Source organism: Thalassococcus lentus (assembly GCF_028023555.1).
GTDB lineage: Bacteria > Pseudomonadota > Alphaproteobacteria > Rhodobacterales > Rhodobacteraceae > Thalassococcus_A > Thalassococcus_A lentus.
In genome coordinates this window covers 611,027-631,483 of the sequence record NZ_JAQIOY010000003.1, presented here as the reverse complement: position 1 = coordinate 631,483, position 20,457 = coordinate 611,027, and the positions used below count along the sequence as shown (strand labels likewise).

At 58.3% G+C, this 20,457-nt stretch carries 19 protein-coding genes; 8 read left to right on the top strand and 11 right to left on the bottom strand.

The features are described from left to right. Positions 1-4: 4 nt before the first annotated feature. From PFY00_RS12150 to coxB, 4 genes are all read right to left on the bottom strand, one after another. Complete coding sequence (locus PFY00_RS12150) at positions 5-589, bottom strand: cytochrome c oxidase assembly protein (protein WP_271432820.1); 585 nt, start codon at positions 587-589, stop codon at positions 5-7. Next, the gene (locus PFY00_RS12145; protein ID WP_271432819.1) at positions 579-746 is read right to left on the bottom strand and encodes a hypothetical protein; all 168 of its coding nucleotides are present in this window, start codon (positions 744-746) and stop codon (positions 579-581) included. The genes PFY00_RS12150 and PFY00_RS12145 overlap by 11 nt, the downstream gene beginning before the upstream one ends. After that, entirely contained in the window at positions 743-1,678 is a 936-nt protein-coding gene (gene cyoE, locus PFY00_RS12140) for a heme o synthase (RefSeq protein WP_271432818.1), read from the bottom strand. Before cyoE ends, PFY00_RS12145 begins: the two co-directional genes overlap by 4 nt. A 77-nt stretch (positions 1,679-1,755) precedes the next feature. Next, a complete protein-coding gene (gene coxB / locus PFY00_RS12135) occupies positions 1,756-2,631 on the bottom strand; it encodes a cytochrome c oxidase subunit II (RefSeq protein ID WP_271432817.1) in 876 nt (291 codons plus the stop codon). Between the two features lie 186 nt (positions 2,632-2,817). On the opposite strand from coxB, the gene tldD reads away from it, so the two are divergent. The 6 genes from tldD to PFY00_RS12105 all read left to right on the top strand — a co-directional run bounded on the left by tldD (position 2,818) and on the right by PFY00_RS12105 (position 10,537). After that, positions 2,818-4,236, top strand: a complete 1,419-nt coding sequence (gene tldD, locus PFY00_RS12130) for a metalloprotease TldD (protein ID WP_271432816.1) — start codon at positions 2,818-2,820, stop codon at positions 4,234-4,236. Positions 4,237-4,395: 159 nt separating this feature from the next. Next, on the top strand, positions 4,396-4,875 hold the full coding sequence (locus PFY00_RS12125) for a hypothetical protein (protein ID WP_271432815.1): 480 nt from the start codon (positions 4,396-4,398) through the stop codon (positions 4,873-4,875). 138 nt (positions 4,876-5,013) lie between these two features. Continuing rightward, positions 5,014-6,186 carry a DNA-processing protein DprA gene (gene dprA, locus PFY00_RS12120; RefSeq protein ID WP_271432814.1) on the top strand — a complete coding sequence of 391 codons (1,173 nt, stop codon included), beginning with the start codon at positions 5,014-5,016 and terminating at the stop codon, positions 6,184-6,186. Positions 6,187-6,370: 184 nt separating this feature from the next. After that, positions 6,371-9,091: a type I DNA topoisomerase gene (topA, locus tag PFY00_RS12115; RefSeq protein ID WP_271432813.1), complete on the top strand. Its 2,721-nt coding sequence runs from the start codon at positions 6,371-6,373 to the stop codon at positions 9,089-9,091. 115 nt (positions 9,092-9,206) lie between these two features. After that, the gene (locus PFY00_RS12110) at positions 9,207-9,911 is read left to right on the top strand and encodes a CoA transferase subunit A (protein ID WP_271432812.1); all 705 of its coding nucleotides are present in this window, start codon (positions 9,207-9,209) and stop codon (positions 9,909-9,911) included. Further along, positions 9,911-10,537, top strand: coding sequence for a 3-oxoacid CoA-transferase subunit B (locus tag PFY00_RS12105; protein ID WP_271432811.1), 627 nt, complete (start codon positions 9,911-9,913; stop codon positions 10,535-10,537). The genes PFY00_RS12110 and PFY00_RS12105 overlap by 1 nt, the downstream gene beginning before the upstream one ends. 51 nt (positions 10,538-10,588) lie before the next feature. On the opposite strand, the gene PFY00_RS12100 is transcribed toward PFY00_RS12105, so the two are convergent. The 3 genes from PFY00_RS12100 to PFY00_RS12090 all read right to left on the bottom strand — a co-directional run bounded on the left by PFY00_RS12100 (position 10,589) and on the right by PFY00_RS12090 (position 14,224). After that, on the bottom strand, positions 10,589-11,659 hold the full coding sequence (locus PFY00_RS12100) for an alcohol dehydrogenase family protein (RefSeq protein ID WP_271432810.1): 1,071 nt from the start codon (positions 11,657-11,659) through the stop codon (positions 10,589-10,591). Between the two features lie 195 nt (positions 11,660-11,854). Next, entirely contained in the window at positions 11,855-12,301 is a 447-nt protein-coding gene (locus PFY00_RS12095) for a phasin family protein (protein WP_271432809.1), read from the bottom strand. A gap of 120 nt (positions 12,302-12,421) precedes the next feature. Continuing rightward, positions 12,422-14,224 carry a PHA/PHB synthase family protein gene (locus PFY00_RS12090; protein WP_271432808.1) on the bottom strand — a complete coding sequence of 601 codons (1,803 nt, stop codon included), beginning with the start codon at positions 14,222-14,224 and terminating at the stop codon, positions 12,422-12,424. 129 nt (positions 14,225-14,353) lie between these two features. On the opposite strand from PFY00_RS12090, the gene phaZ reads away from it, so the two are divergent. Beyond that, on the top strand, positions 14,354-15,643 hold the full coding sequence (phaZ, locus tag PFY00_RS12085; protein ID WP_271432807.1) for a polyhydroxyalkanoate depolymerase: 1,290 nt from the start codon (positions 14,354-14,356) through the stop codon (positions 15,641-15,643). A 116-nt stretch (positions 15,644-15,759) separates the two neighbouring features. On the opposite strand, the gene PFY00_RS12080 is transcribed toward phaZ, so the two are convergent. The 4 genes from PFY00_RS12080 to PFY00_RS12065 are packed head-to-tail and all read right to left on the bottom strand — an operon-like array spanning position 15,760 to position 18,493. Further along, positions 15,760-16,290: an adenine phosphoribosyltransferase gene (locus tag PFY00_RS12080; protein WP_271432806.1), complete on the bottom strand. Its 531-nt coding sequence runs from the start codon at positions 16,288-16,290 to the stop codon at positions 15,760-15,762. Next, complete coding sequence (locus PFY00_RS12075; protein WP_271432805.1) at positions 16,287-16,913, bottom strand: LysE family translocator; 627 nt, start codon at positions 16,911-16,913, stop codon at positions 16,287-16,289. Before PFY00_RS12075 ends, PFY00_RS12080 begins: the two co-directional genes overlap by 4 nt. A 4-nt stretch (positions 16,914-16,917) precedes the next feature. Then, on the bottom strand, positions 16,918-17,559 hold the full coding sequence (locus tag PFY00_RS12070; RefSeq protein ID WP_271432804.1) for a DUF2927 domain-containing protein: 642 nt from the start codon (positions 17,557-17,559) through the stop codon (positions 16,918-16,920). A 49-nt stretch (positions 17,560-17,608) separates the two neighbouring features. Continuing rightward, positions 17,609-18,493, bottom strand: coding sequence for an S-methyl-5'-thioadenosine phosphorylase (locus PFY00_RS12065; RefSeq protein WP_271432803.1), 885 nt, complete (start codon positions 18,491-18,493; stop codon positions 17,609-17,611). Positions 18,494-18,788: 295 nt separating this feature from the next. Between PFY00_RS12065 and PFY00_RS12060 the strand changes: the two genes are divergently transcribed. Beyond that, positions 18,789-20,423 carry a SulP family inorganic anion transporter gene (locus PFY00_RS12060; protein WP_271432802.1) on the top strand — a complete coding sequence of 545 codons (1,635 nt, stop codon included), beginning with the start codon at positions 18,789-18,791 and terminating at the stop codon, positions 20,421-20,423. Positions 20,424-20,457: the final 34 nt, after the last annotated feature.

Sequence of the window (20,457 nt, the reverse complement as noted above, 5' to 3'; positions counted from 1 at the left end):
GGCTTTAGTTCAAAGACGCATCAGCGTCAGAGTTGGTTTCAAGAGCGGCCTGCACGTTTTCGGGCAAGTCGATCTCATAGAATGTGTAAGACAGCGTGATGTGCTTGGAATGCTTTGCATCGCTGTCGTTGATGATGTCCGGATCAACAAAGAAGCTGACCGGCATCTGCATGCGTTCTCCGGGCATCAGGACCTGCTCTTCAAAGCAGAAACACTGGATTTTGCTGAAATACCCGCCGGCACCGAAGGGTGCAACATTATAGCTGGCGCTGCCCGCAATCGGCCGGTCAGTGGGGTTGTAGGCCTCATAGAAGGCCAGACCCTCTTCGCCGATGCGGATTTCCATCTCGGTCTGCATGGGTTTGAACTCCCATGGCATGCCGCGTTCGAGCGATGCATCAAAGCGCACCTTGATCGTACGATCGAGCACTTCGCCGGTTGTGGCCTCGGCGACACCCGTGGCACCGCCATAGCCCGTAACCCGGCAGAACCAGTCATACAGCGGCACAGAAGCCCATGCCATGGCGCCCATGAAAACCACGACGCCGACGGTTTGAAGAACCGTCTTGTTCTTGCCTTCAATTGCCATTTGTCACCTGACCTGATTGCATTTGAAAACCGTCAGAATTGACCTTCACCACGGTCAGCCCAAAGATGATCGCGATAAAGGCTGCCAGCACCAGTCCGACACCCAGATTACGTCCCGAGCGCCGTGTATGCAGTTCATGTTCGCGGCGCAGGCTCATGACAGCACTCCAAAGCGGACCAGCGCCGAGTCGATCAGGATCGCGCCAAAGTGTGCAAAGAGGTAGAGCAGCGACAGTTTGAAGAAGCTTTTCTCAACCTTGAAGTTGTCATTTTCAGAGTCGTCCTCATCGCGGCGGTAGATGTCCCATGCGCCTTTGAGGAACAGGGCGTTCAGCACCAGTGCCGTAGCCAGATAGACAGGACCGCCGATAGAGGTGAATGCGGAAGCAATCGCAAGACCCGCCAGCAGGATGGTGTAGACAAGAATGTGAACCCGCGTCGAGCGGCGACCGTGGGTCACGGTCAGCATGGGAACGGTGGCATTGTCATAGTCCATCCGTACAAACAGAGCGAGCGCCCAGAAGTGCGGGGGGGTCCACATGAATGTCAGGCAGAACATCAGGACCGCTTCGACGCTGACGCTTCCGGTTGCCGCGGCCCAGCCAATCATCGGAGGAAACGCGCCCGCCGCGCCGCCGATCACGATGTTCTGCGGGGTCAGACGCTTGAGCCACATGGTGTAGATGGCCACGTAGAAAAAGATGGTGAAGGCCAGCAGGCCAGCGGCCAGCCAGTTGGTGGCCAGACCCAGAAAGACAACGGCAAAGACCGACAGTGTCAGGCCAATGGCCAAGGCTTCGTCCCGGGTGACCTTGCCAGCGGGGATTGGCCGCTTGGCCGTGCGGCGCATCACAGCGTCAATATCCGCGTCATACCACATGTTCAGTGCGCCCGAAGCGCCGCCGCCCACGGCAATAAAGAGGATCGCACAAAATCCGACAAACGGATGCACAGCAACAGGTGCCGCAAGAAGGCCGACCAGAGCCGTAAAGACCACAAGTGTCATGACGCGCGGCTTGAGCAGCGCGAAATAATCGCCGAACTGCGCTTCGGCCTCGTAGGCCTTGCTGTCAAAGCTTGCGTCGCTCATGTGATCTTCCTTCGGAGCAGCGCAGGGCGCCGCGGCAAGAAAAGGGCAGGGCGCGCTGTATCGCGCGCCCCGCTGGATTAGTTTGTCAGCACTTCGCGGACGTCTGTGTACTCTTCGGCTTCGATGGAACGCGCCAGCCATGCCTCATAGGCTTCTTCCGACACGACCTTTACGGTGATCGGCATGTAGGCGTGGGCGATGCCACAGAGTTCCGAACACTGGCCAAAGTAGACGCCTTCTTGGTCAGCGTTGAACCAAAGTTCTGCCAGACGGCCGGGAACGGCGTCTTGCTTTACGCCAAAGGCTGGAATGGTCCACGAGTGGATGACGTCAGCACCGGTGATCTGCATCACGATGGTTTTGCCAACGGGAACCACAACTGCTGTATCGGTCGCCAGCAGGAAGTCTTTGTTGCTGTAGCCAGCTTCTGTCAGCTGTGCCTCGACCTCAGGTGTCATGCGGTTGTCGCCACCTGTTGCAGGAGAGCCGATCATGTAGCTGTCGTAGGCCAGATCGGTGCCAACATACTCATAGCCCCAGTACCACTGGTATCCGGTTGCCTTGATGACGACGTCGCCTTCAGGGATTTCCTGCTGCTTGAACAGAACCGGCAGCGAGAACGCGCCGATGAAGACCAGAATGAAGATCGGGCCAATGGTCCAGGCGATTTCAATCGGTGTGTTGTGCGTAAAGCTGCTCGGCGTTGGGTTTGCTTTGCGATTGTAGCGCACAATCACGTAGGCCATCAGCGCAACCACGAAAAGCGAGATCGCGGTGATGATGACCAGCAGCATACCGTCGAGCCACTGCAGTTCGCGTGCCAGTTCGGTTACCGCTGGCTGGAAGCCCAGTCCGCCATCGACCGGGCGGCCAACGATTTCAAGATCCTGCGCCAGAGCCGGCGTCGCTGTCATGGCGCCGAGAAGTCCGGCCATCATGGTTTTCAGTTGCATGTCTCACCTTGATCGGTTGTGCGTCATTTATTCTGTGCAAAGTGGGCGGTTCCATGGCTCGAAAGCGCGGACTCACTCCTCCCATTGCGTATCGCTTGCTTAAAACCATATTCTTGTGAACCGATAAAGCGTATCGCTTGCGGCAAACCGCCGCTTTTCTTGATCTGGATCAATTCAGAGGCCCCCATGACAGACGCACCCTTTCGCCCCTTCGAAACCCATCTGGACGCCGAAAACACGACGAAAATCGTGCGTGAGGCGCTTTCGGGGGCTGAAGACGGGGAATTGTTTCTGGAGCGTCGACGCTCGGAAATGCTGGTTTTGGATGATGGCCGTGTAAAAACCGCCAGCTACGATGCCGCCGAGGGATTCGGGCTGCGCGCCGTCAAAGGTGAGGTCGCGGGCTATGCCCATGCGACCGAAATCAGCGAATCTGCACTGAAGCGCGCCTCGGATACGGCCAGACTTGCGATTGGTGATGGTGGCGGGGTCATGGCGCCGCCGCCAAAGGGTACAAACACACGGCTCTATACAGATGTCGATCCGATTGCCGGTGCATCCTTTCCGGTCAAGCTGGAAACCCTGCGGGAAATTGATGCCTTCGCCCGGGATCTCGACCCGCGTGTGGTTCAGGTCACCGCAACCATCGCAGCGTCTTTGCAAGAGGTCTTTATCTTGCGCCCGGAAGGCGGCATCACGTCAGACGTTCGTCCAATGACGCGGGTCAATGTTTCGGTGATTGTCGAAGAAAACGGCCGCCGCGAATCCGGCACCGCCGGCGGAGGCGGACGCGTTTCGCTCGACGGACTGCTGGCGCCGCAGGATTGGCAGTCCAAGGCTCGCGAAGCGTTGCGCGTTGCCTTGGTCAATCTCGAAGCAGAAGCGGCACCCGCCGGTGTCATGGATATTGTGTTGGGCCCCGGATGGCCCGGTATTTTGCTGCACGAGGCAATCGGACACGGTCTGGAAGGCGATTTCAATCGCAAGGGATCATCTGCCTTTGCCGGTTTGATGGGGCAGCAAATCGCATCAAAGGGCGTGACTGTTCTGGACGACGGAACGATCCCGGATCGCCGTGGGTCAATTACCATCGACGACGAGGGCACGCCTTCGGGCAAGAACGTCCTGATCGAAGACGGCAAGCTGGTTGGCTATATGCAGGATCGCCAGAATGCGCGCTTGATGGGTGTTGATCCGACCGGCAATGGGCGGCGCGAAAGTTATGCGCACATTCCTATGCCGCGCATGACGAACACATATATGTTGGGCGGTGACACCGATCCCGGCGATATCGTCGCCGATCTGAAGGATGGCATCTGGGCCGTTGGTTTTGGTGGCGGGCAGGTGGATATCACCAACGGCAAGTTCGTTTTCTCCTGCACCGAGGCTTATCGCGTGAAAGACGGCAAGGTCGGTGCGCCGGTCAAGGGCGCAACGCTCATTGGCGACGGAGCAAGCGCATTGAAGCACATTCGTGCAATCGGCAACGACATGGCGCTGGATCCGGGAATGGGCAATTGCGGCAAACAGGGGCAATGGGTGCCGGTGGGTGTCGGCCAGCCGACGATGATGATCGGGGGCCTGACGGTTGGCGGCAGCGCATAAAGGCTGCATTGTTGTGTGGCGGGCAGCGCTGAGCCCCCTGCGGCTGAGTGGCAATCCAATTGCTTTGCGCAAACTGACCGGGCTTGGGCAAGGCGGGAATCGCTGCGCGTTTTCGTTATCGCTGGTTGCGCGTCAGTGTTCCGGAGCCGGGTCTGCGATATGACGGTACGCCAAACCAATACCTGGCCTTTGGGGCTGCAATCTGAACCGATTGCGTGGCAGCAGGTTGGGATGTGGCGGCCTTTGCTGGCTGTTCTTGCAGGTTTTGCGATTCCCGGTCTGATCGCTTGGGGTTTGATTTTGCTTGCCGGGGTCAACAGTGCCCCCAGCGCATTGCGGATACACATCCTGCTTGTTCTTTATGCTTGGGCGGGTTCGCTGATTATCGGCTGGTTGAGTTTGCCGCTGACATGGCCTTTGGCGTTATTTCTGGCCGTGAAAGGCTGGGCCGGAGCCACCATGGTTGCGCTTTGCGCTGTTTCAATCGGATTGGTTGGTGCGCACATCTTGTTGCACGGCGATTTGACCACCGAAGCCCCCGAGGCTTTGCCGCATCTCTTTATTGCTTTGGTGATTCAGGGATTGTGCGGATGGGCTGTTTTGTGGGGTTTGCTGAACCGAAGCCGGAAGGTGCCGTAGCCTCAGGGTGCGGATTTCTTGGAAAAATCATCTAGAATACAGAGACTTGGTAAATTTTTTGGCTGGGCTCAATCTGGGTTTACCCGCAATTAACCAGTCCCGTGCGAGCCATAGTATAGCAAGCAGACGGGGTACGTGATGCGCGACGACAGCTACTCTTCCACTCACCCCCCACTCCCACCCACCACGGAAGACGATCGTGTCTTGTGGCTCCGTCTCTTGCGATCACGGCGCGTTGGCGTTGCTACGTTCTGGAGATTGCTCAAGGAACACGGCACAGCCGCCGCCGCGTTGGAGGCACTTCCGGATGTCGCCCGTGCCGCCGGGGTTCAGAAATACCAGATCTGCCCCGAAGCAGTTGTGCATGCCGAACTCAAGGCCGCCCGGGCCCATGGCGCTCGTCTGATTTGCCAAGGTGATCCTCACTACCCGAATGACCTTGCCACGATTTCAGATGCGCCGCCTTTGCTCTGGTGCGTCGGGGATCCCGCTGTTTTGGCCAAACCAATGATTGCGCTGGTCGGGGCGCGCAACGCGTCTTCGCTGGGACTGCGTATGGCGCGCACTCTGGCCGAGGGGCTGGGGCAGGCGGGTTACGTGGTGACTTCGGGTCTGGCGCGCGGTGTGGACACGGCGGCGCATCTGGCCGCGCTGGAAACCGGAACGGTTGCGGTCATGGGCGGCGGGGTTGATGTGCTCTATCCATCGGAAAACACTGGGCTTGCTGAACGCATCGCCGACGAGGGCGGTGCCCGTCTATCCGAACAACCGATGGGGCTACAGCCCATTGCCCGGCATTTTCCGGTGCGCAACAGGATCGTGTCCGGACTGGCGCGCGCTGTTGTCGTGGTTGAGGCGGCAGCGCGCTCAGGGTCTTTGATCACGGCTCGAAATGCGCTGGATCAGGGGCGCGAAGTCATGGCTGTGCCGGGACATCCGCTCGATGCGCGGGCCGGGGGATGCAACATCCTGCTGCGCGATGGCGCGCGGCTTATTCGAAACCCTGATGACATTCTGGAAGCGATGCCTCCTGACGATTCCCCACAGGCCGAACTGCCACTGGACGCAGCCGCGCCTAACGTCCCCCAGCCTGAGTCGCAACGCCGCAACCTGTCGGAAACTGCGGCGCTGCACAGTCAGATTTTGTCCCGGCTGGGGCCCTCGCCGCTGGCCGAAGACCAGCTCATACGTGATCTCAGGGCGCCGGCCGCAAACGTTGCCCCGGCTCTGACGGATCTCGAATTGGACGGTCGAATCGAACGGCAGGCGGGGGGTCTTTTGGCGCTGGTGCCCGGGCGAGACAGGGGCTGATGCGCCGGGCATTTCCGGTCACAAAAGCGGCGCAGCTCTGTCGCAGAGCGGGCTTCGTTTCAGGCAGACAGAGCAGCCATGATTGACAATTCCCCCTTGCGCCCCACATCTTGCGCGGCCATATCCGGCCTGCGCCATTGCTGCGGCATGGCCTAAAATTTCGCTCCAAGGGGTTGTGCAACTTATGCCAGTCGTCGTCGTCGAATCTCCGGCTAAAGCCAAGACAATCAACAAATATCTTGGTTCAGACTACACTGTTCTTGCCTCATATGGGCACGTCCGGGATTTGCCCGGAAAAGACGGATCAGTCGATACCGAGAACGACTTTGACATGACCTGGGAGATCGCTTCTGATTCGCGCAAACACGTCGCGGCGATCGCCGAAGCATTGAAAACCGACAACGCATTGATCCTCGCGACCGACCCCGATCGCGAAGGCGAAGCGATTTCCTGGCATCTTAAAGAAGCGCTGACCAAGCGTCGCTCTATCAAGAAAGACACGGACGTCAAACGCGTTACTTTTAATGCGATCACAAAGGCCGCTGTGACAGAGGCCATGAACAATCCGCGGGACATCGATGCGCCGCTGGTCGAGGCCTATCTGGCCCGCCGTGCGCTGGACTATCTGGTGGGGTTCAATCTTTCGCCGGTCTTGTGGCGCAAACTGCCCGGTGCGCGCAGTGCGGGCCGTGTGCAATCGGTTTGCCTACGCCTCGTTGTCGAGCGCGAAATGGAGATCGAGGCCTTCAATCCGCGCGAGTACTGGCAGGTCAAAGCTCAGTTCACGACACCGCGTGGTCAGAGCTTTGAAGCGCGGCTTGTTACGCTCGCCGGCAAGAAACTGGATCGCTACGATCTTGAAAACGCAACGCAGGCAGAGATGGCTGTTCAGGCGGTGGCATCGCGTGCTCTGACAGTCACCAGCGTTGAAGCCAAACCGTCTTCGCGAAACCCTTCGGCACCGTTCATGACCTCGACCTTGCAGCAAGAAGCTAGCCGCAAGTTTGGCATGGGAGCCAAGCAATGCATGAATGCGGCCCAGCGTCTCTATGAAGCGGGTCACATCACTTACATGCGGACTGACGGGATCGATATGGCGCCCGAGGCGGTGCAGGCTGCACGCGACGCCATCAAAGACCGCTATGGCGACAGCTATGTGCCGGCCAGCCCGCGTATCTACAAGAACAAGGCCAAGAATGCACAAGAAGCGCACGAATGTATTCGCCCGACCGATATGGCTGCAGACGTCGAAAGCCTGCGCCTGTCTGAACCGGATCAGCGCAGACTGTATGATCTGATCTGGAAGCGTACGCTGGCGTGCCAGATGGCTGGTGCGCGGCTGGAACGCACGACTGTCGAAATCGGCAGCGACGACAAACAGGTTGGCCTGCGTGCGACGGGGCAGGTGGTTTTGTTCGACGGTTTCCTGAAAGTCTATGAAGAGGGACGGGACGAGCCTGTTGAAGACGATGACAAGCGTTTGCCGCAGATCATGCAGGGCGAGGCTATGGGCTTTGACGCCGGTGCCATGCAAACGCAGTTCGACAAGGCGGCTGAAAAGTCATCCGATGTGATCGACGCTGGTGATGCGGGCGGAATGCGCAAGAATGGCGCAGCGGTTCTGGCTGAAAACGGCGCCGTGCTGGGCAGTCAGAGCTTTACGCAACCGCCGCCGCGGTACACCGAAGCGACGCTGGTCAAAAAGATGGAAGAGCTGGGCATCGGTCGTCCTTCGACTTATGCCTCGGTCCTGTCGACGATCGAAGACCGTGGGTATGTGGCCAAGGAAAAGGGCCGCCTGATTCCGCAGGACAAGGGCCGTATCGTCACGATCTTCCTGCTCAATTTCTTTAAGCGCTATGTCGAGTATGATTTCACTGCGGCGCTCGAAGCGGAACTGGACCATGTCAGTGCGGGCGAAGCGGACTTCAAAGAGTTGTTGGCGCGCTTCTGGCGTGATTTCTCGGCTGCAATTGCTGAAACGTCCGAGTTGCGCATTTCCGAAGTTCTGGATGTGCTGGATGACGCATTGGCGCCGCAGCTTTATCCGCCACGTGACGACGGCAGTGATCCGCGCATTTGTCCACGCTGTGGCGCTGGGCAATTGCATCTCAAGACCTCGCGCACAGGCGGTTTTGTAGGGTGCGGCAACTATCCTGAATGCACCTACACACGGCCAATCGCCGGTGAAGGCGCCGAAGGCGATGAACGTGTGCTGGGCGAAGATCAGGGCGAAGAAATCTGGCTCAAAGCCGGTCGATTTGGCCCCTATGTCCAACGCGGAGAGCCGACACCGGAAAACAAGAAGCCGCCGCGGGCATCCTTGCCAAAGGCACGTGGGGATTTCCTGCCGGGCTGGTCGCCGGACGACATGACCTTGGAAAAGGCGCTGACGCTGCTGACCCTGCCGCGCGAGATCGGTATGCATCCCGAAGGCGGGGTTGTCTCCAGCAACCTTGGCCGCTTTGGGCCATACATCATGCATCAGCTGCCAGATGAGGCAAAGCCGGTGTATGTGAACCTGAAGGATTTTCAGGACGTATTCGAGATTGGGATGAATCGTTCGGTTGAGCTTTTGGCCGAAAAGCGCGCGAACCCTGGTCGGGGGCGCGGCTCGGCAGCCAAGCCGCTGCGTGAACTGGGCGAACACCCCGAAGGTGGTGGCGCCGTGTCGGTCATGGAGGGGCGTTATGGGCCTTATGTCAAATGGGAAAAGGTCAATGCGACGCTGCCCAAGGATGTAACGCCCGAGGACGTGACTATGGCGCAAGCAGTTGAACTGATTGCGGAAAAAGCAGCCAAGAAGGGCGGCAAGAAAAAAGCCGCGCCCAAAAAGGCGGCGGCCAAGAAGTCTACGGCCAAAAAGCCTGCAGCCAAGAAAACCGCCGCCAAAAAGTCGAGCTGATCTTTAATGCGGCCGGGTGCCTGCATCCGGCTGTTGCCGCGCTGCGGCATAATCGTTGACTTCGGGTCAGACTGACGCCACAACTCCCGCAATTCAGGTTCTAGGGAGTGTGACCATGAAAAAGGTATACGGCTCGGCTGCAGAGGCATTGGATGGCCTCGTGCACGACGGGATGTTGATTGCCGCAGGCGGTTTTGGCCTGTGCGGCATTCCGGAATTGCTGATCGACGCTTTGGTCGACAGCGGTGTCAAGGACATCACCGTTGCCTCAAACAATGCCGGCGTTGATGGTTTTGGTCTGGGCAAGCTTCTGGAAACCAAGCAAATCAAAAAGATGATGTCGTCCTACGTGGGCGAAAACGCCGAGTTCATGCGCCAGTATCTGTCAGGCGAACTTGAGCTGGAATTCAACCCGCAGGGCACTTTGGCCGAACGCATGCGTGCTGGCGGTGCGGGCATTCCGGGCTTTTACACCAAGACCGGTGTTGGCACCGTGATTGCCGAGGGCAAGGAAGTGAAACAATTTGGCGGTGAGGATTATATCCTCGAAGAAGGCATCTTTGCCGATCTGGCAATCGTCAAAGCTTGGAAAGCAGACACCACTGGCAATGCTATTTTCCGCAAGACAGCCCGCAACTTTAACCCGCCAGCCGCCATGTGCGGCAAGGTCTGCGTGATGGAAGTCGAAGAAATCGTGCAGCCGGGTGAGTTGGACGGCGATCACATCCACCTGCCGGGCATTTATGTGCACCGCCTGATACAGGGTGAGCATGAAAAGCGGATCGAACAGCGCACCGTGCGCACGAAGGAGGGTGCATAATGCCTTGGGATCGTAACCAGATGGCGGCACGCGCCGCACAGGAACTCGAAGACGGTATGTATGTAAACCTTGGCATCGGTATCCCGACGCTGGTGTCGAACTACATTCCTGAAGGTGTCGAAGTCACGCTGCAGTCCGAAAACGGCATGCTGGGTATGGGCCCGTTTCCGTTTGAGGGCGAAGAAGACGCCGACCTGATCAACGCGGGCAAGCAGACCATCACCGAACTGCCGCAGACGTCCTATTTCGACAGCTCGCAGAGCTTTGGCATGATCCGGGGTGGCAAGATCGCCATGGCGATCCTCGGTGCAATGGAAGTTGCTGAGAATGGCGATTTGGCCAACTGGATGATCCCCGGCAAGCTCGTCAAAGGCATGGGCGGCGCGATGGATCTGGTGGCCGGTGTTGGCCGTGTGGTGGTCGTGATGGATCACACCAACAAACACGGTGACAGCAAGGTCCTTCAGGCCTGCACGTTGCCTCTGACCGGAACCGGCGTTGTGGACCGGATCATTACTAATCTTGGAGTGATGGATGTCGTGGAAGGCGGTTTGAAGATCGTTGAACTGGCCGATGGCGTCAGCGAAGCAGACTTCCGGGCCGCCACTGAGGCCACCTTGGTCTGAGGCATCCTTGCGCAGAACACCAAAGGCCGCCCCTGCAAAGGGCGGCCTTTTTTATTCGATGGTCAGGCCGATCTTGCCGATATGGGATTTTGACAAAAAGGCTTCTTGTGCATCGCTGATGCGCTGCAACGGAAAGTGGTCGGCCAGCATCGGGTGAATTTCCCCGCGCTCGATATAGCCAACCAGATCGGTCAAAACGCTATCGGGTTGCCAAGTGCTGCCGGCCAAAGACAAGTCACGCAGATACAGCGTGCGCAGATCCAGTTCGACAATGGGGCCTGCGATTGCACCCGATGTCACATAGCGCCCACCTTTGCGCAGCGTTTCCAGCAGTTCTGGCCAGCGCGGGCCGCCCACCAGATCCAGCACTGCATCAAAGGCTTGATCCGGCAGCGGATCATCGCGCGTCAGTATTTCGTCAGCGCCCAGATCGCGTAGCGCTGCAGCCTTGCTTGGGCTGGTCTGTGCGGTCACATGCGCGCCGCGCCGTTTTGCCAATTGGATCGCCGCCGATCCCACACCGCCAGAGGCGCCCGTGATCAATACGCGTTCAGCGCCCAGGGCAATCCGCTGGATCATGCCTTCGGCTGTTGTGAAAGCACAGGGAAAGCTGGCCAGTTCCAGGTCGCTGAGATCGGATTGAATCGCAACGGCATCCTTTGAGGCAATCGTCGCGTATTCGGCAAAGGCACCGTCGCGTTCCGAGCCGAAGGTGGCAAGGCTGTAGGGGGCCTGTGCGTCCAACGGGGTGTGCATCGGGCGAACCAAAACCCGTTCACCAATGCGCGCTGGGTCCACCTCTTGGCCAACGGCCACGATGGTGCCACAACAATCGGCCCCTTGAACAAGTGGGAAATCCAAAGCGCCGGCCCAACCGCCATCGGCATCGGCGTCTTCACCAAATCCTGCGTTCGCGCCGGTTTCCGTATCACCGCGGACAGACTTTGAGTACCAGCCGATCCGCGTATTGATGTCCGTGTTGTTCACGGCAGAGGCCCCAACCTTGATCAGGACATCGCGTGCATCGGGGTGGGGGACAGGCAGGTCCGTGCGCCATTCCAATTTGTCCGGACCGCCATGGCCGGTCAGAACAACTCCCTTCATGAATTCGGGCACGGTCATAGGGCAGATCCTTTGCGCAAAAGTGCTTTCCTTTCGTTCAGCGCTATTGCCCGGACTGGTCCGGGTCAAGCATGACGGAAGGCTACAAAAATCAAAGCCGCGCACAAAAAAAGGCGGGCTCCGAAGAACCCGCCTGGAATATTGCGCCCGATTTGGGAGGAGAAGGGCGCAAATCCCTTTGTCTGCGATGCAGACTTACTTTGCCGAAGCCGCTTTCTTTGCGGTTTTGGTCATCTCGTCTGTGGCTTTCTTGACAGCGGCAGTCGCGTCTTCGGACAGGTCCTTGCCAGCAGCCATCATCAGCTCAACAGTGTCCATCTGGACTTTCTTCGCGATCTCAGCGAACGCGGCCATGTTTTCGGCTGCAACTTCTGCCTGAGCGGACGCGAAGTCGGTCATCGCCTTGGCGTAGTCGGCAGGCTCGGTCTTGGCTTTGGACATGTCTGCCAGCTTGGACAGGGTGTCTTTGGTCCACTTGGCGGAAATCTCGGTGGATTTCTCAGCCGCTTCCAGAGCAACGCCGGACAGCTTTTCGTTCAGAGTTGCCGAAGTCTTGAAAGCATCTTCCATTGCTTTTGTATCAACAGGGAATGCGCCCATCATGTCTTTCATCATGGTGGTGAAGTCTTGCGTCTTGGCCATCTTGAAATTCCTTTCAGTCGCTTTGCGGGCCCACCCCGCGTTTCTGCGTCTGAAAAGAATATGTATGCTGCAGTGCAGAAATTCAAGTATTTTTTCTGCACTGCAGCAAAAATGACTAACCTATTGATTTTGCTTGGCTGCTTTCAGCTTCACATAGGTGCCGGGGGCCGGGCAGATCGCCTTGTAGCTCGACTCACCGGGCGTTCTGGGGGCAACTTTCTTGCCTGAACGCTTTTTCAGCCAGGCCTCCCAGTGCGGCCACCACGACCCGTCATTCAGGGTCGCGGCCTCTTTCCAGCTATCAAAATCGCCGGTCAGATCATCATTCACATAGTGGCCGTATTTCTTTTTGCTGGGTGGGTTCACAATGCCTGCGATGTGACCGGACTGGCCCAGCACAAACTGCTTGGACTTGGATCCCATCATTTGAACGCCGCGGAAAACGTCCCGGGCAGCGGCAATGTGGTCTGTCTCGGCGGCGATGGACATCAAGGGGACATCCACATCCTTGACGCTGAGTTGTTCGCCGAACAGCTCGAAGGTGCCGCTGGCAAATTCGTTGCGTTGGCACAAACCGCGCAAATACTGCTTGAACATCTTTCCGGGCAGGTTCGCGCCATCGCCGTTCCAATAAAGCAGATCAAAGGCAGGGGGCGTTTCGCCCATCATATAGCTTTTGATCGCGGGGCCATAGAACAGGTCGTTCGAGCGCAGGAAGGAAAAGGTGCGCGCCATGACAAAGCTGGGCAGGATGCCTTCCTGATCGATTTCTTCCTCGATGCCAGTGGCGAAATCCTCGTGCAGGAAGGGCGTAAATTCACCTTGGTCAGAAAAATCAGTCAGCGCGGTAAAGAAGGTGGCCGATTTTACGGATTTGTCCCCGCGTTTCTTGAGCAGCGATAGGGTCAGGCTCAGTGTTGTGCCGGCGATGCAATAGCCAACTGCATTGACCTGCTTGGTGCCGCAGACGTCCTTGGCAATCTCGATGGCCTTTAGATAGCCTTCGGCGACATATTCTTCGAGACCGATGTCCTTGTATGCGGGATCCGGATTGATCCAGCTGACCACGAACAGGGTATAGCCCTGATCGACGACCCAGCGGATCAGGCTATTGGTCGGTTTCAGGTCAAGAATGTAGAATTTGTTGATCCAAGGCGGGAACAAAACGATCGGCGTCTCGTGGACCTTTTCCGTTGTTGGCGCATACTGGATCACTTCCATCATGCGGTTGCGGAAAATCACTTCGCCTTCGGCCGTTGCGATGTTTTCGCCGATTTCAAACGCGGTTTCATCCGCAAGGCGCACCACCAATTCGCCGTTGTTGGCCTCAAGATCGGCGACAAGATTTTCCATACCCTGTACCAGACTGTCGCCTTCGGTCTCGACCGCCTTCATCAAGGCGTCGGGGTTTGTCGCCAGAAAGTTGGTCGGCGCGAACATGTCGGTGATCTGCTGGGCAAAGTAGCGCAGACGCTGCTTTTCCTTTGGGTTCATGTCCTCGATCTGTTCGATCGCGGTGCGGATGCTGTCCGCATTGATCAGGTACTGCTGCTTGATGAAGTTGAAATAGGGATTGCTGTCCCAAAGAGGGTTGGAAAACCTGCGATCGGTTGGACCTGTGTCCTCGGGGGGCGACAGGGTGCCTTTGGCCAGAGCTGCCTGAGCGTCAACAAAATGGCTGAGCGTTTTGCCCCAGTACTGGACCTGCTGTTCCAGAACCTGCGCTGGATTGGCCATCATGTGCTGCAGATAGGCCTGGGCCGCATCGGTGTAGAGCGTTGCGTCCGGACTAGACAACGCAGCCGGGGTCGGATGGCGCCGGGACAGGGCATTCATCAGGCGTTGCTGCAGCTCTTCCATGCGGGCGAGGTTCGCTTCGAGTTTCTGCGAATTTTCTGCTGCGGCATCGACGTTCGTTGCCATAATGAATTTTCCCTTCTATGTTGCACTTGCAGCATAACGTGGTGCGTTCATCGCGGCAAAGCGACGAAATGGCTCGGTTGCCACATAATTGTGCACCGTCCCGCCCCCAAATGAACAGGAGTGCCGCAGATGCGTTACATGGCAACCTACGACTTGATGGAAACCATGCGCAATACCAACCAATGGTTGGGCGCAACGGCAAAATCCATGGCGTCTTATCCGGCCTGGGCCATGTTGCCCAACCCGGCGATACAATGGATGGCCGCCTGGGGCGAAGTGACGGAGCGCACGTTTGAGCGCATGGTCGTGAAACCGGACTGGGCGATTCGAACCTTCACCTGCGAAGACGGTAAGGATCACCTGGTCAACATCGAGACCGTGGTGGAAAAGCCTTTCGGGGATCTGATCCACTTTAACGTGGTCGGGCGCGAAGAGCAGCCACGCAAGATTTTGCTGGTGGCACCGATGTCGGGTCACTACGCGACGCTGCTGCGGTCGACGGTGAAATCGCTGATCGTGAACTGCGAAGTGTATGTGACCGACTGGCACAACGCCCGCGACATCCCGGTTTCTGCGGGCAAGTTCGATATCGAAGACTACACGCTGTATCTGATGGACTTCATGAAAGAAATGGGCCCCGATACTAATGTGGTCGCAGTGTGCCAGCCTGCACCGCTGACGCTGGCGGCGACCGCCTATCTGGCCGAGCTTGATCCCGACGCGCAGCCCCGGACGCTGACGCTGATCGGTGGACCGATCGACCCTGACGCCACCCCCACGGATGTGACTGACTTTGGCCGTCGTGTCACCATGGGCCAGCTTGAAGAAACGATGATCCAGCGTGTGGGTTTCAAGTATCAGGGCGTTGGCCGGATGGTTTATCCGGGCCTTCTGCAACTGGCGAGCTTTATGTCGATGAATGGCGAACGCCATGGCAAGGCCTTTTCCGATCAGATCACACGCGTTGCGCGCGGCGAGGCCTCGGACCACGATGCGCACAACCGTTTTTATGATGAATATCTGGCGGTCATGGATATGCCGGCCGAGTTCTACCTTTCGACGGTTGAGCGCATTTTCAAAAACCGCGAAATCGCGAAGAACGAATTTGTTGTGGCCGGACACAAGGTCGACATCGGCGCGATTACCAATGTGGCGGTGAAAACCGTGGAAGGGTCAAAGGACGACATTTCCGCGCCGGGCCAATGCGTTGCAGCACTGGATCTGTGCACAGGCTTGCCGGACAGCAAAAAGGCTGCGCATGTGGAAGAAGGGGCCGGTCACTACGGTATCTTTGCTGGCAAAAGCTGGCGTAACAACATCCGTCCTCTGGTGCTGGATTTCATTGACAGCAATGCGGCCGCTCCGGCGCCAAAAGGCAAAGCCAAGATAAAGCCGCCCAAGGCCGCCAACGTCGCATAGCGTTGTTGAATAGCGCGCCTTACGGCGCAACAGTTTCAGAACAGGCCCGCCTCTGGCGGGCCTGTTCCGTTTGGCGCCCTTGCCGGATGGATTGCGCTAAAGGCGGTGTCTGGGTGTCAGAGGCCTTCGAAAGCGCAAAGCGCATGGACTTCCATACCCAAAGCTTCGAGCTTCTTGCGTCCTCCGAGATCAGGCAGATCGACAATAAAGGCGCATCCAATGATTTCGCCGCCTAGCCGTTCGACCAGTTTGATCCCTGCCTCGGCCGTGCCGCCCGTTGCCAGAAGGTCATCCACCACAAGAATTTTTTCCCCCGGCTTGATGGCATCGTCATGAATCTCGACGATCGCCTCGCCGTATTCGAGCTGGTATTCCTCGGAAATCACGGCGCCGGGGAGTTTGCCTTTCTTGCGGATCGGAACGAAGCCGACAGACAGTTGGTGTGCAATTGCGCCGCCGAGAATGAAGCCGCGCGCTTCTAGGCCGACGACCTTATCGAACTGCATTCCGGCATAGGGATGCAGCAGTTGATCGATGGCAATGCGAAACCCGCGCGGATCGGCAAAAAGCGTGGTGACATCGCGGAAGAGAATGCCTTCATGCGGGAAGTCTACGATGGTGCGGATATAGTCCTGAACCTGTTTCATGTGGCTCTCCGAAGGGTGGCGGTCATGAGGCCCATACCGATCAGGGTGATGCCGCCAACGCGTGACATCCAGGCCTGAATCGATGGGCGGGTGATGCGGCTGCGCATGGCATTGGCCGCCAGCGCAAAGGCAAGGGCGTTCAGGCCAGCGATGCCGACAAAGGTTGCGATCATGATGATGGCCTGAGGCGCAAAGGCTGCGTTGGGATCGATGAACTGGGGCACAAAGGCGATAAAGAAGGTGTTGGATTTCGGGTTCAGCGCCGTCACGAGACTGAGATCGCGGAACACTTTGCCTGCGCTGGCGCCCTCGGGTTTGCGGGTCAGCATTGGTTCTGATCCGGCAGAGCGCAGCATTTTCACGCCCAGCCAAAGAAGATAGAGCGCGCCGGCCCATTTCAGAACCGAGAAGGCTGTTGCCGAAGCCAGAAAGACCGCGCCCAGACCGATGATCGAGACGGTCATCGCAATCAGGTCGCCAAATGCGACGCCAAGTGCAGAAGCGACAGCTACGCGCCGCCCTTGGGTCAGGGCATAGCTGAGGACCAGCAAAATCGTCGGGCCGGGCATAACCAGCAGCACGGTCGAGGCGATGGCAAAGCCAAGCCAGAGGGTCGGGTCCATGCGTTTACTCCCGCGGTGGATAGTGGCGGCGCAAGACCATAAGATCCTGAGGTCCGAATGTCTTTGACGCGTTGCTGTCTTCGGAAAAGATCGACACGCCTTCATAGGCCGGGTTGCGGATATCGGTCAACAGACCCAAGGACTGTGTGAGCTCTTCGAGCATGGCTGATTCATACTGGCGAATGGACAGCCGGGTGCCAAAGACGATGCGGGCGCGATCGATGCGTCCGGTCTTGCGCTCGGCCCAGACCATGACACGGGCTCCGCGGACCGTTGTCCCGTCCACCCCCTCGATGCCAGTTCCCGAGATCGGGGCCGCGCCGTCCGTATCGATGAAATAGATCCGGATATCGGCCTGCGCCGCCTCTGCGGCCAGTTGTAGCGTCAGGCCCATGCCCGCGTCGTTCAGATATTGCAGAGCGCGGGCAAGCGCCGCATGGGCGCGTTTCTGTTTGCCGCCGAGAAAGGCGCGATCCATTCGGGCGATACCAACAGTCACGGCTTGATCGACGGGCCAGCGGGAAAACCGTTTGGTGCAATCGCCACCCGGGGGCGCGCCGCAGGCGGTCAATCTGTAGAAGTCGTCGTCGCTCAGCAGACCATCGGTTTCAATGAATTCTGGCTGAGCGACAAGGGTACTTCCCAACAGGCAAAATAGGCCAAGGGCGATCAGGCGTAACATGATGGAGGCGCGGTCAGCTGGATGCTGTCAGCATTCGGCCAGCAACCGCGTCCAGTTTTTGCATCAACGCCGGATCCCGGGCCTCGGGCGCGGTCAGAATGGCAAATTCCAACGCGCGGTCGCAGCCATGCGGGCAGGGCGCGCGATCTGCGCCCAACAGTGCTGGCAGGCCACGCACAAGTGCGCGTCCCTTGTCGGCATTGCCCATCAAGGTCTTGATGATTTCGGTGACGTCGACCTCGCCATGGTCGGGGTGCCAGCTGTCGTAGTCCGTGACCATGGCAATCGAGGCGTAGCAAAGCTCGGCTTCGCGGGCGAGCTTGGCCTCGGGCATATTGGTCATGCCGATCACATCCGCCCCCCACTGTTCGCGGTACATTTTGGACTCTGCGAGGGTGGAAAACTGTGGTCCTTCCATTGCGAGGTATGTGCCGCCTTTGTGGATCGTGATGCCAGCGGCCTGACCGGCGGCGTAGCAGGCATCGCCAAGGCGGGGGCAGGTGGGGTGAGCGACCGAAACATGCGCGACGCAACCGGATCCAAAGAACGATTTTTCGCGCGCAAACGTGCGGTCGATGAATTGATCCACCACAACAAAATGGCCGGGCGCATATTCTTCGCGGAACGACCCGCAGGCGGAGACCGAGATGACGTCGGTTACGCCGAGCCGTTTCAGCGCGTCGATATTGGCCCGGTAGGGCACAGTGGTCGGGCTGTGAACATGGCCTCGGCCGTGACGCGGCAGAAAGGCCATGGGCACGCCATCCAGTGTACCGGTGAGAATCTGATCCGACGGGGCGCCCCAGGGGCTTTCGACAGATTGCCAAGTGGCATCTTGCAGTCCGTCGATGTCATAGATGCCCGATCCTCCGATCACGCCAATCATGGTTTTGGTCATTGATGCCTCCAATTGTTCGCGGTGAAGTTGCACTGAGTTCGACGCAATGAAAAGCCACCTTCGCATCAAAGTGATGTCCAAGTTTGCGCAGGTCTTAAGCAACCGCGATGCGATCGAGTGCGTTTTTGTTCTTTGATCTGCTGAACAAGGAAGCTGCCACCCCGCATACCCAAGAATACCGTGCAATTCCGGCCCGGGCTGCTATGACCTGCAGCCATATCGGCATTGCATCTGAGCGCTGGCCTTTCCCGGTAACAGGCAGTAAGACCCGCGCGAACAGGAAGGACCTCCACCCATGAAAAAAGCCATCCTGGCGAGCTTTGCAGGCCGCCTTGCCATGCCTGATTTGTCGCTGATGCCCGATGAAAAGCTGACCGTCGGCAGATTGCGCATCGAATTGCTGGCCGGTCTGACCGTTGCTTTGGCTTTGGTGCCCGAAGCGGTGGCCTTTGCCTTTGTGGCCGGGGTTCATCCGTTGGTGGGACTGTATGCGGCCTTTTTGGTTGGTCTGATCACGGCATTGATCGGTGGCCGGCCCGGAATGATTTCCGGTGCGACCGGCGCGCTGGCGGTGGTGATGGTGGCGCTGGTTGCGCAACACGGGGTCGAATATCTGTTCGCGACCGTGGTTTTGATGGGGCTGCTGCAAATCTTTGCGGGTGCCATGCAATGGGGCAAATTCATACGGCTTGTGCCGCATCCCGTTATGCTGGGGTTCGTCAACGGGCTGGCAATCGTGATTTTCCTTGCGCAGTTGGGACAGTTCAAAGTGCCCGGTTCGATGGAAAACACCGGTCACGGCATGGGTGGCGGCGAATGGCTGTCGGGAATGCCGCTGTATTTGATGCTGGCGCTTACGGCGCTGACCATGGCGATTATCTGGGTGATGCCGCGGATCAGCCGCGTTGTTCCTGCACCGCTGGCCGGAATTGCGGTGGTTGCGGCGCTGGTCATTGGCTTTGGTCTGGATGTGCCGCGCGTGGGCGATCTGGCATCCATCCAAGGCGGATTGCCGCCATTCCATATCCCGTCTGTTCCACTGAACCTCGAAACGCTGCAGATCATCCTGCCTTATGCCGTAATCCTCGCGGCAATCGGACTGATCGAAAGCCTTCTGACGCTGAACCTCGTGGGTGAAATCACCGGCAAGCGCGGTGGCGCGAGTCAGGAATGCATCGCACAGGGCATCTCGAATACGGTCACGGGCTTCTTTGGGGGCATGGGTGGCTGTGCCATGATCGGCCAGTCGATGATCAACGTGAAGTCCGGTGCACGTACGCGAGTGGCCGGTGTGGCTGCCGCGCTGTTCCTGCTGATCTTTATCCTGTTTGCATCACCACTGATCGAACTGATCCCGCTGGCCGCTCTGGTCGGTGTGATGTTCATGGTGGTGATCGGCACCTTCGCATGGAACTCGCTGACCATTTTGCGCAAGGTCCCCCTGATGGACGCCTTTGTCATCCTGCTCGTGACAGTCGTGACGGTCATGGAAGACCTTGCGGTTGCGGTGGTTGTCGGCGTCATCGTCTCGGCGCTGGCCTACGCGTGGAACAATGCGCGCCGCATCCACGCCAAGACCCGGGAGTCCAACACCGAAGAGGGCGCCAAGGTTTACGAAATCCAAGGCCCGCTGTTCTTTGGATCGAGCGATGGGTTCATCGAACTCTTTGACATCGAAAATGATCCCGACGCGGTGATCATCGACTTTGACAACAGCCGCGTCGTGGACCAGTCCGCGCTGCAGGCAATCGAAGCGGTGGCGACCAAATACGAGGCGGCTGGCAAACGGGTCAAGCTGCGTCATCTGAGCCGCGACTGTCACAAGCTGCTGAACAAAGCCGGGCACCTTGTGGTCGATTCAGACGATGATCCGGATTACGCGCTTGCCGTAGACTATGGCGTTCGTACCGGCATTCTCGGCGGGCACTGACTGACGTGATGCGACGTTGCCCTGCCGCATCGGC

What these genes read in the sequence shown, in the direction of transcription:
- PFY00_RS12065 (WP_271432803.1), bottom strand. Translation starts at nt 18,493, where the DNA reads ATGACCAAAACCATGATTGGCGTGATCGGAGGATCGGGCATCTATGAC.
- PFY00_RS12145 (WP_271432819.1), bottom strand. Translation starts at nt 746, where the DNA reads ATGAGCCTGCGCCGCGAACATGAACTGCATACACGGCGCTCGGGACGT.
- PFY00_RS12080 (WP_271432806.1), bottom strand. Translation starts at nt 16,290, where the DNA reads ATGAAACAGGTTCAGGACTATATCCGCACCATCGTAGACTTCCCGCAT.
- PFY00_RS12090 (WP_271432808.1), bottom strand. Translation starts at nt 14,224, where the DNA reads ATGGCAACGAACGTCGATGCCGCAGCAGAAAATTCGCAGAAACTCGAA.
- PFY00_RS12100 (WP_271432810.1), bottom strand. Translation starts at nt 11,659, where the DNA reads ATGACCGTGCCCGAATTCATGAAGGGAGTTGTTCTGACCGGCCATGGC.
- PFY00_RS12095 (WP_271432809.1), bottom strand. Translation starts at nt 12,301, where the DNA reads ATGGCCAAGACGCAAGACTTCACCACCATGATGAAAGACATGATGGGC.
- PFY00_RS12105 (WP_271432811.1), top strand. Translation starts at nt 9,911, where the DNA reads ATGCCTTGGGATCGTAACCAGATGGCGGCACGCGCCGCACAGGAACTC.
- PFY00_RS12110 (WP_271432812.1), top strand. Translation starts at nt 9,207, where the DNA reads ATGAAAAAGGTATACGGCTCGGCTGCAGAGGCATTGGATGGCCTCGTG.
- PFY00_RS12150 (WP_271432820.1), bottom strand. Translation starts at nt 589, where the DNA reads ATGGCAATTGAAGGCAAGAACAAGACGGTTCTTCAAACCGTCGGCGTC.
- coxB (WP_271432817.1), bottom strand. Translation starts at nt 2,631, where the DNA reads ATGCAACTGAAAACCATGATGGCCGGACTTCTCGGCGCCATGACAGCG.
- phaZ (WP_271432807.1), top strand. Translation starts at nt 14,354, where the DNA reads ATGCGTTACATGGCAACCTACGACTTGATGGAAACCATGCGCAATACC.
- PFY00_RS12060 (WP_271432802.1), top strand. Translation starts at nt 18,789, where the DNA reads ATGAAAAAAGCCATCCTGGCGAGCTTTGCAGGCCGCCTTGCCATGCCT.
- topA (WP_271432813.1), top strand. Translation starts at nt 6,371, where the DNA reads ATGCCAGTCGTCGTCGTCGAATCTCCGGCTAAAGCCAAGACAATCAAC.
- dprA (WP_271432814.1), top strand. Translation starts at nt 5,014, where the DNA reads ATGCGCGACGACAGCTACTCTTCCACTCACCCCCCACTCCCACCCACC.
- cyoE (WP_271432818.1), bottom strand. Translation starts at nt 1,678, where the DNA reads ATGAGCGACGCAAGCTTTGACAGCAAGGCCTACGAGGCCGAAGCGCAG.
- PFY00_RS12125 (WP_271432815.1), top strand. Translation starts at nt 4,396, where the DNA reads ATGACGGTACGCCAAACCAATACCTGGCCTTTGGGGCTGCAATCTGAA.
- tldD (WP_271432816.1), top strand. Translation starts at nt 2,818, where the DNA reads ATGACAGACGCACCCTTTCGCCCCTTCGAAACCCATCTGGACGCCGAA.
- PFY00_RS12075 (WP_271432805.1), bottom strand. Translation starts at nt 16,913, where the DNA reads ATGGACCCGACCCTCTGGCTTGGCTTTGCCATCGCCTCGACCGTGCTG.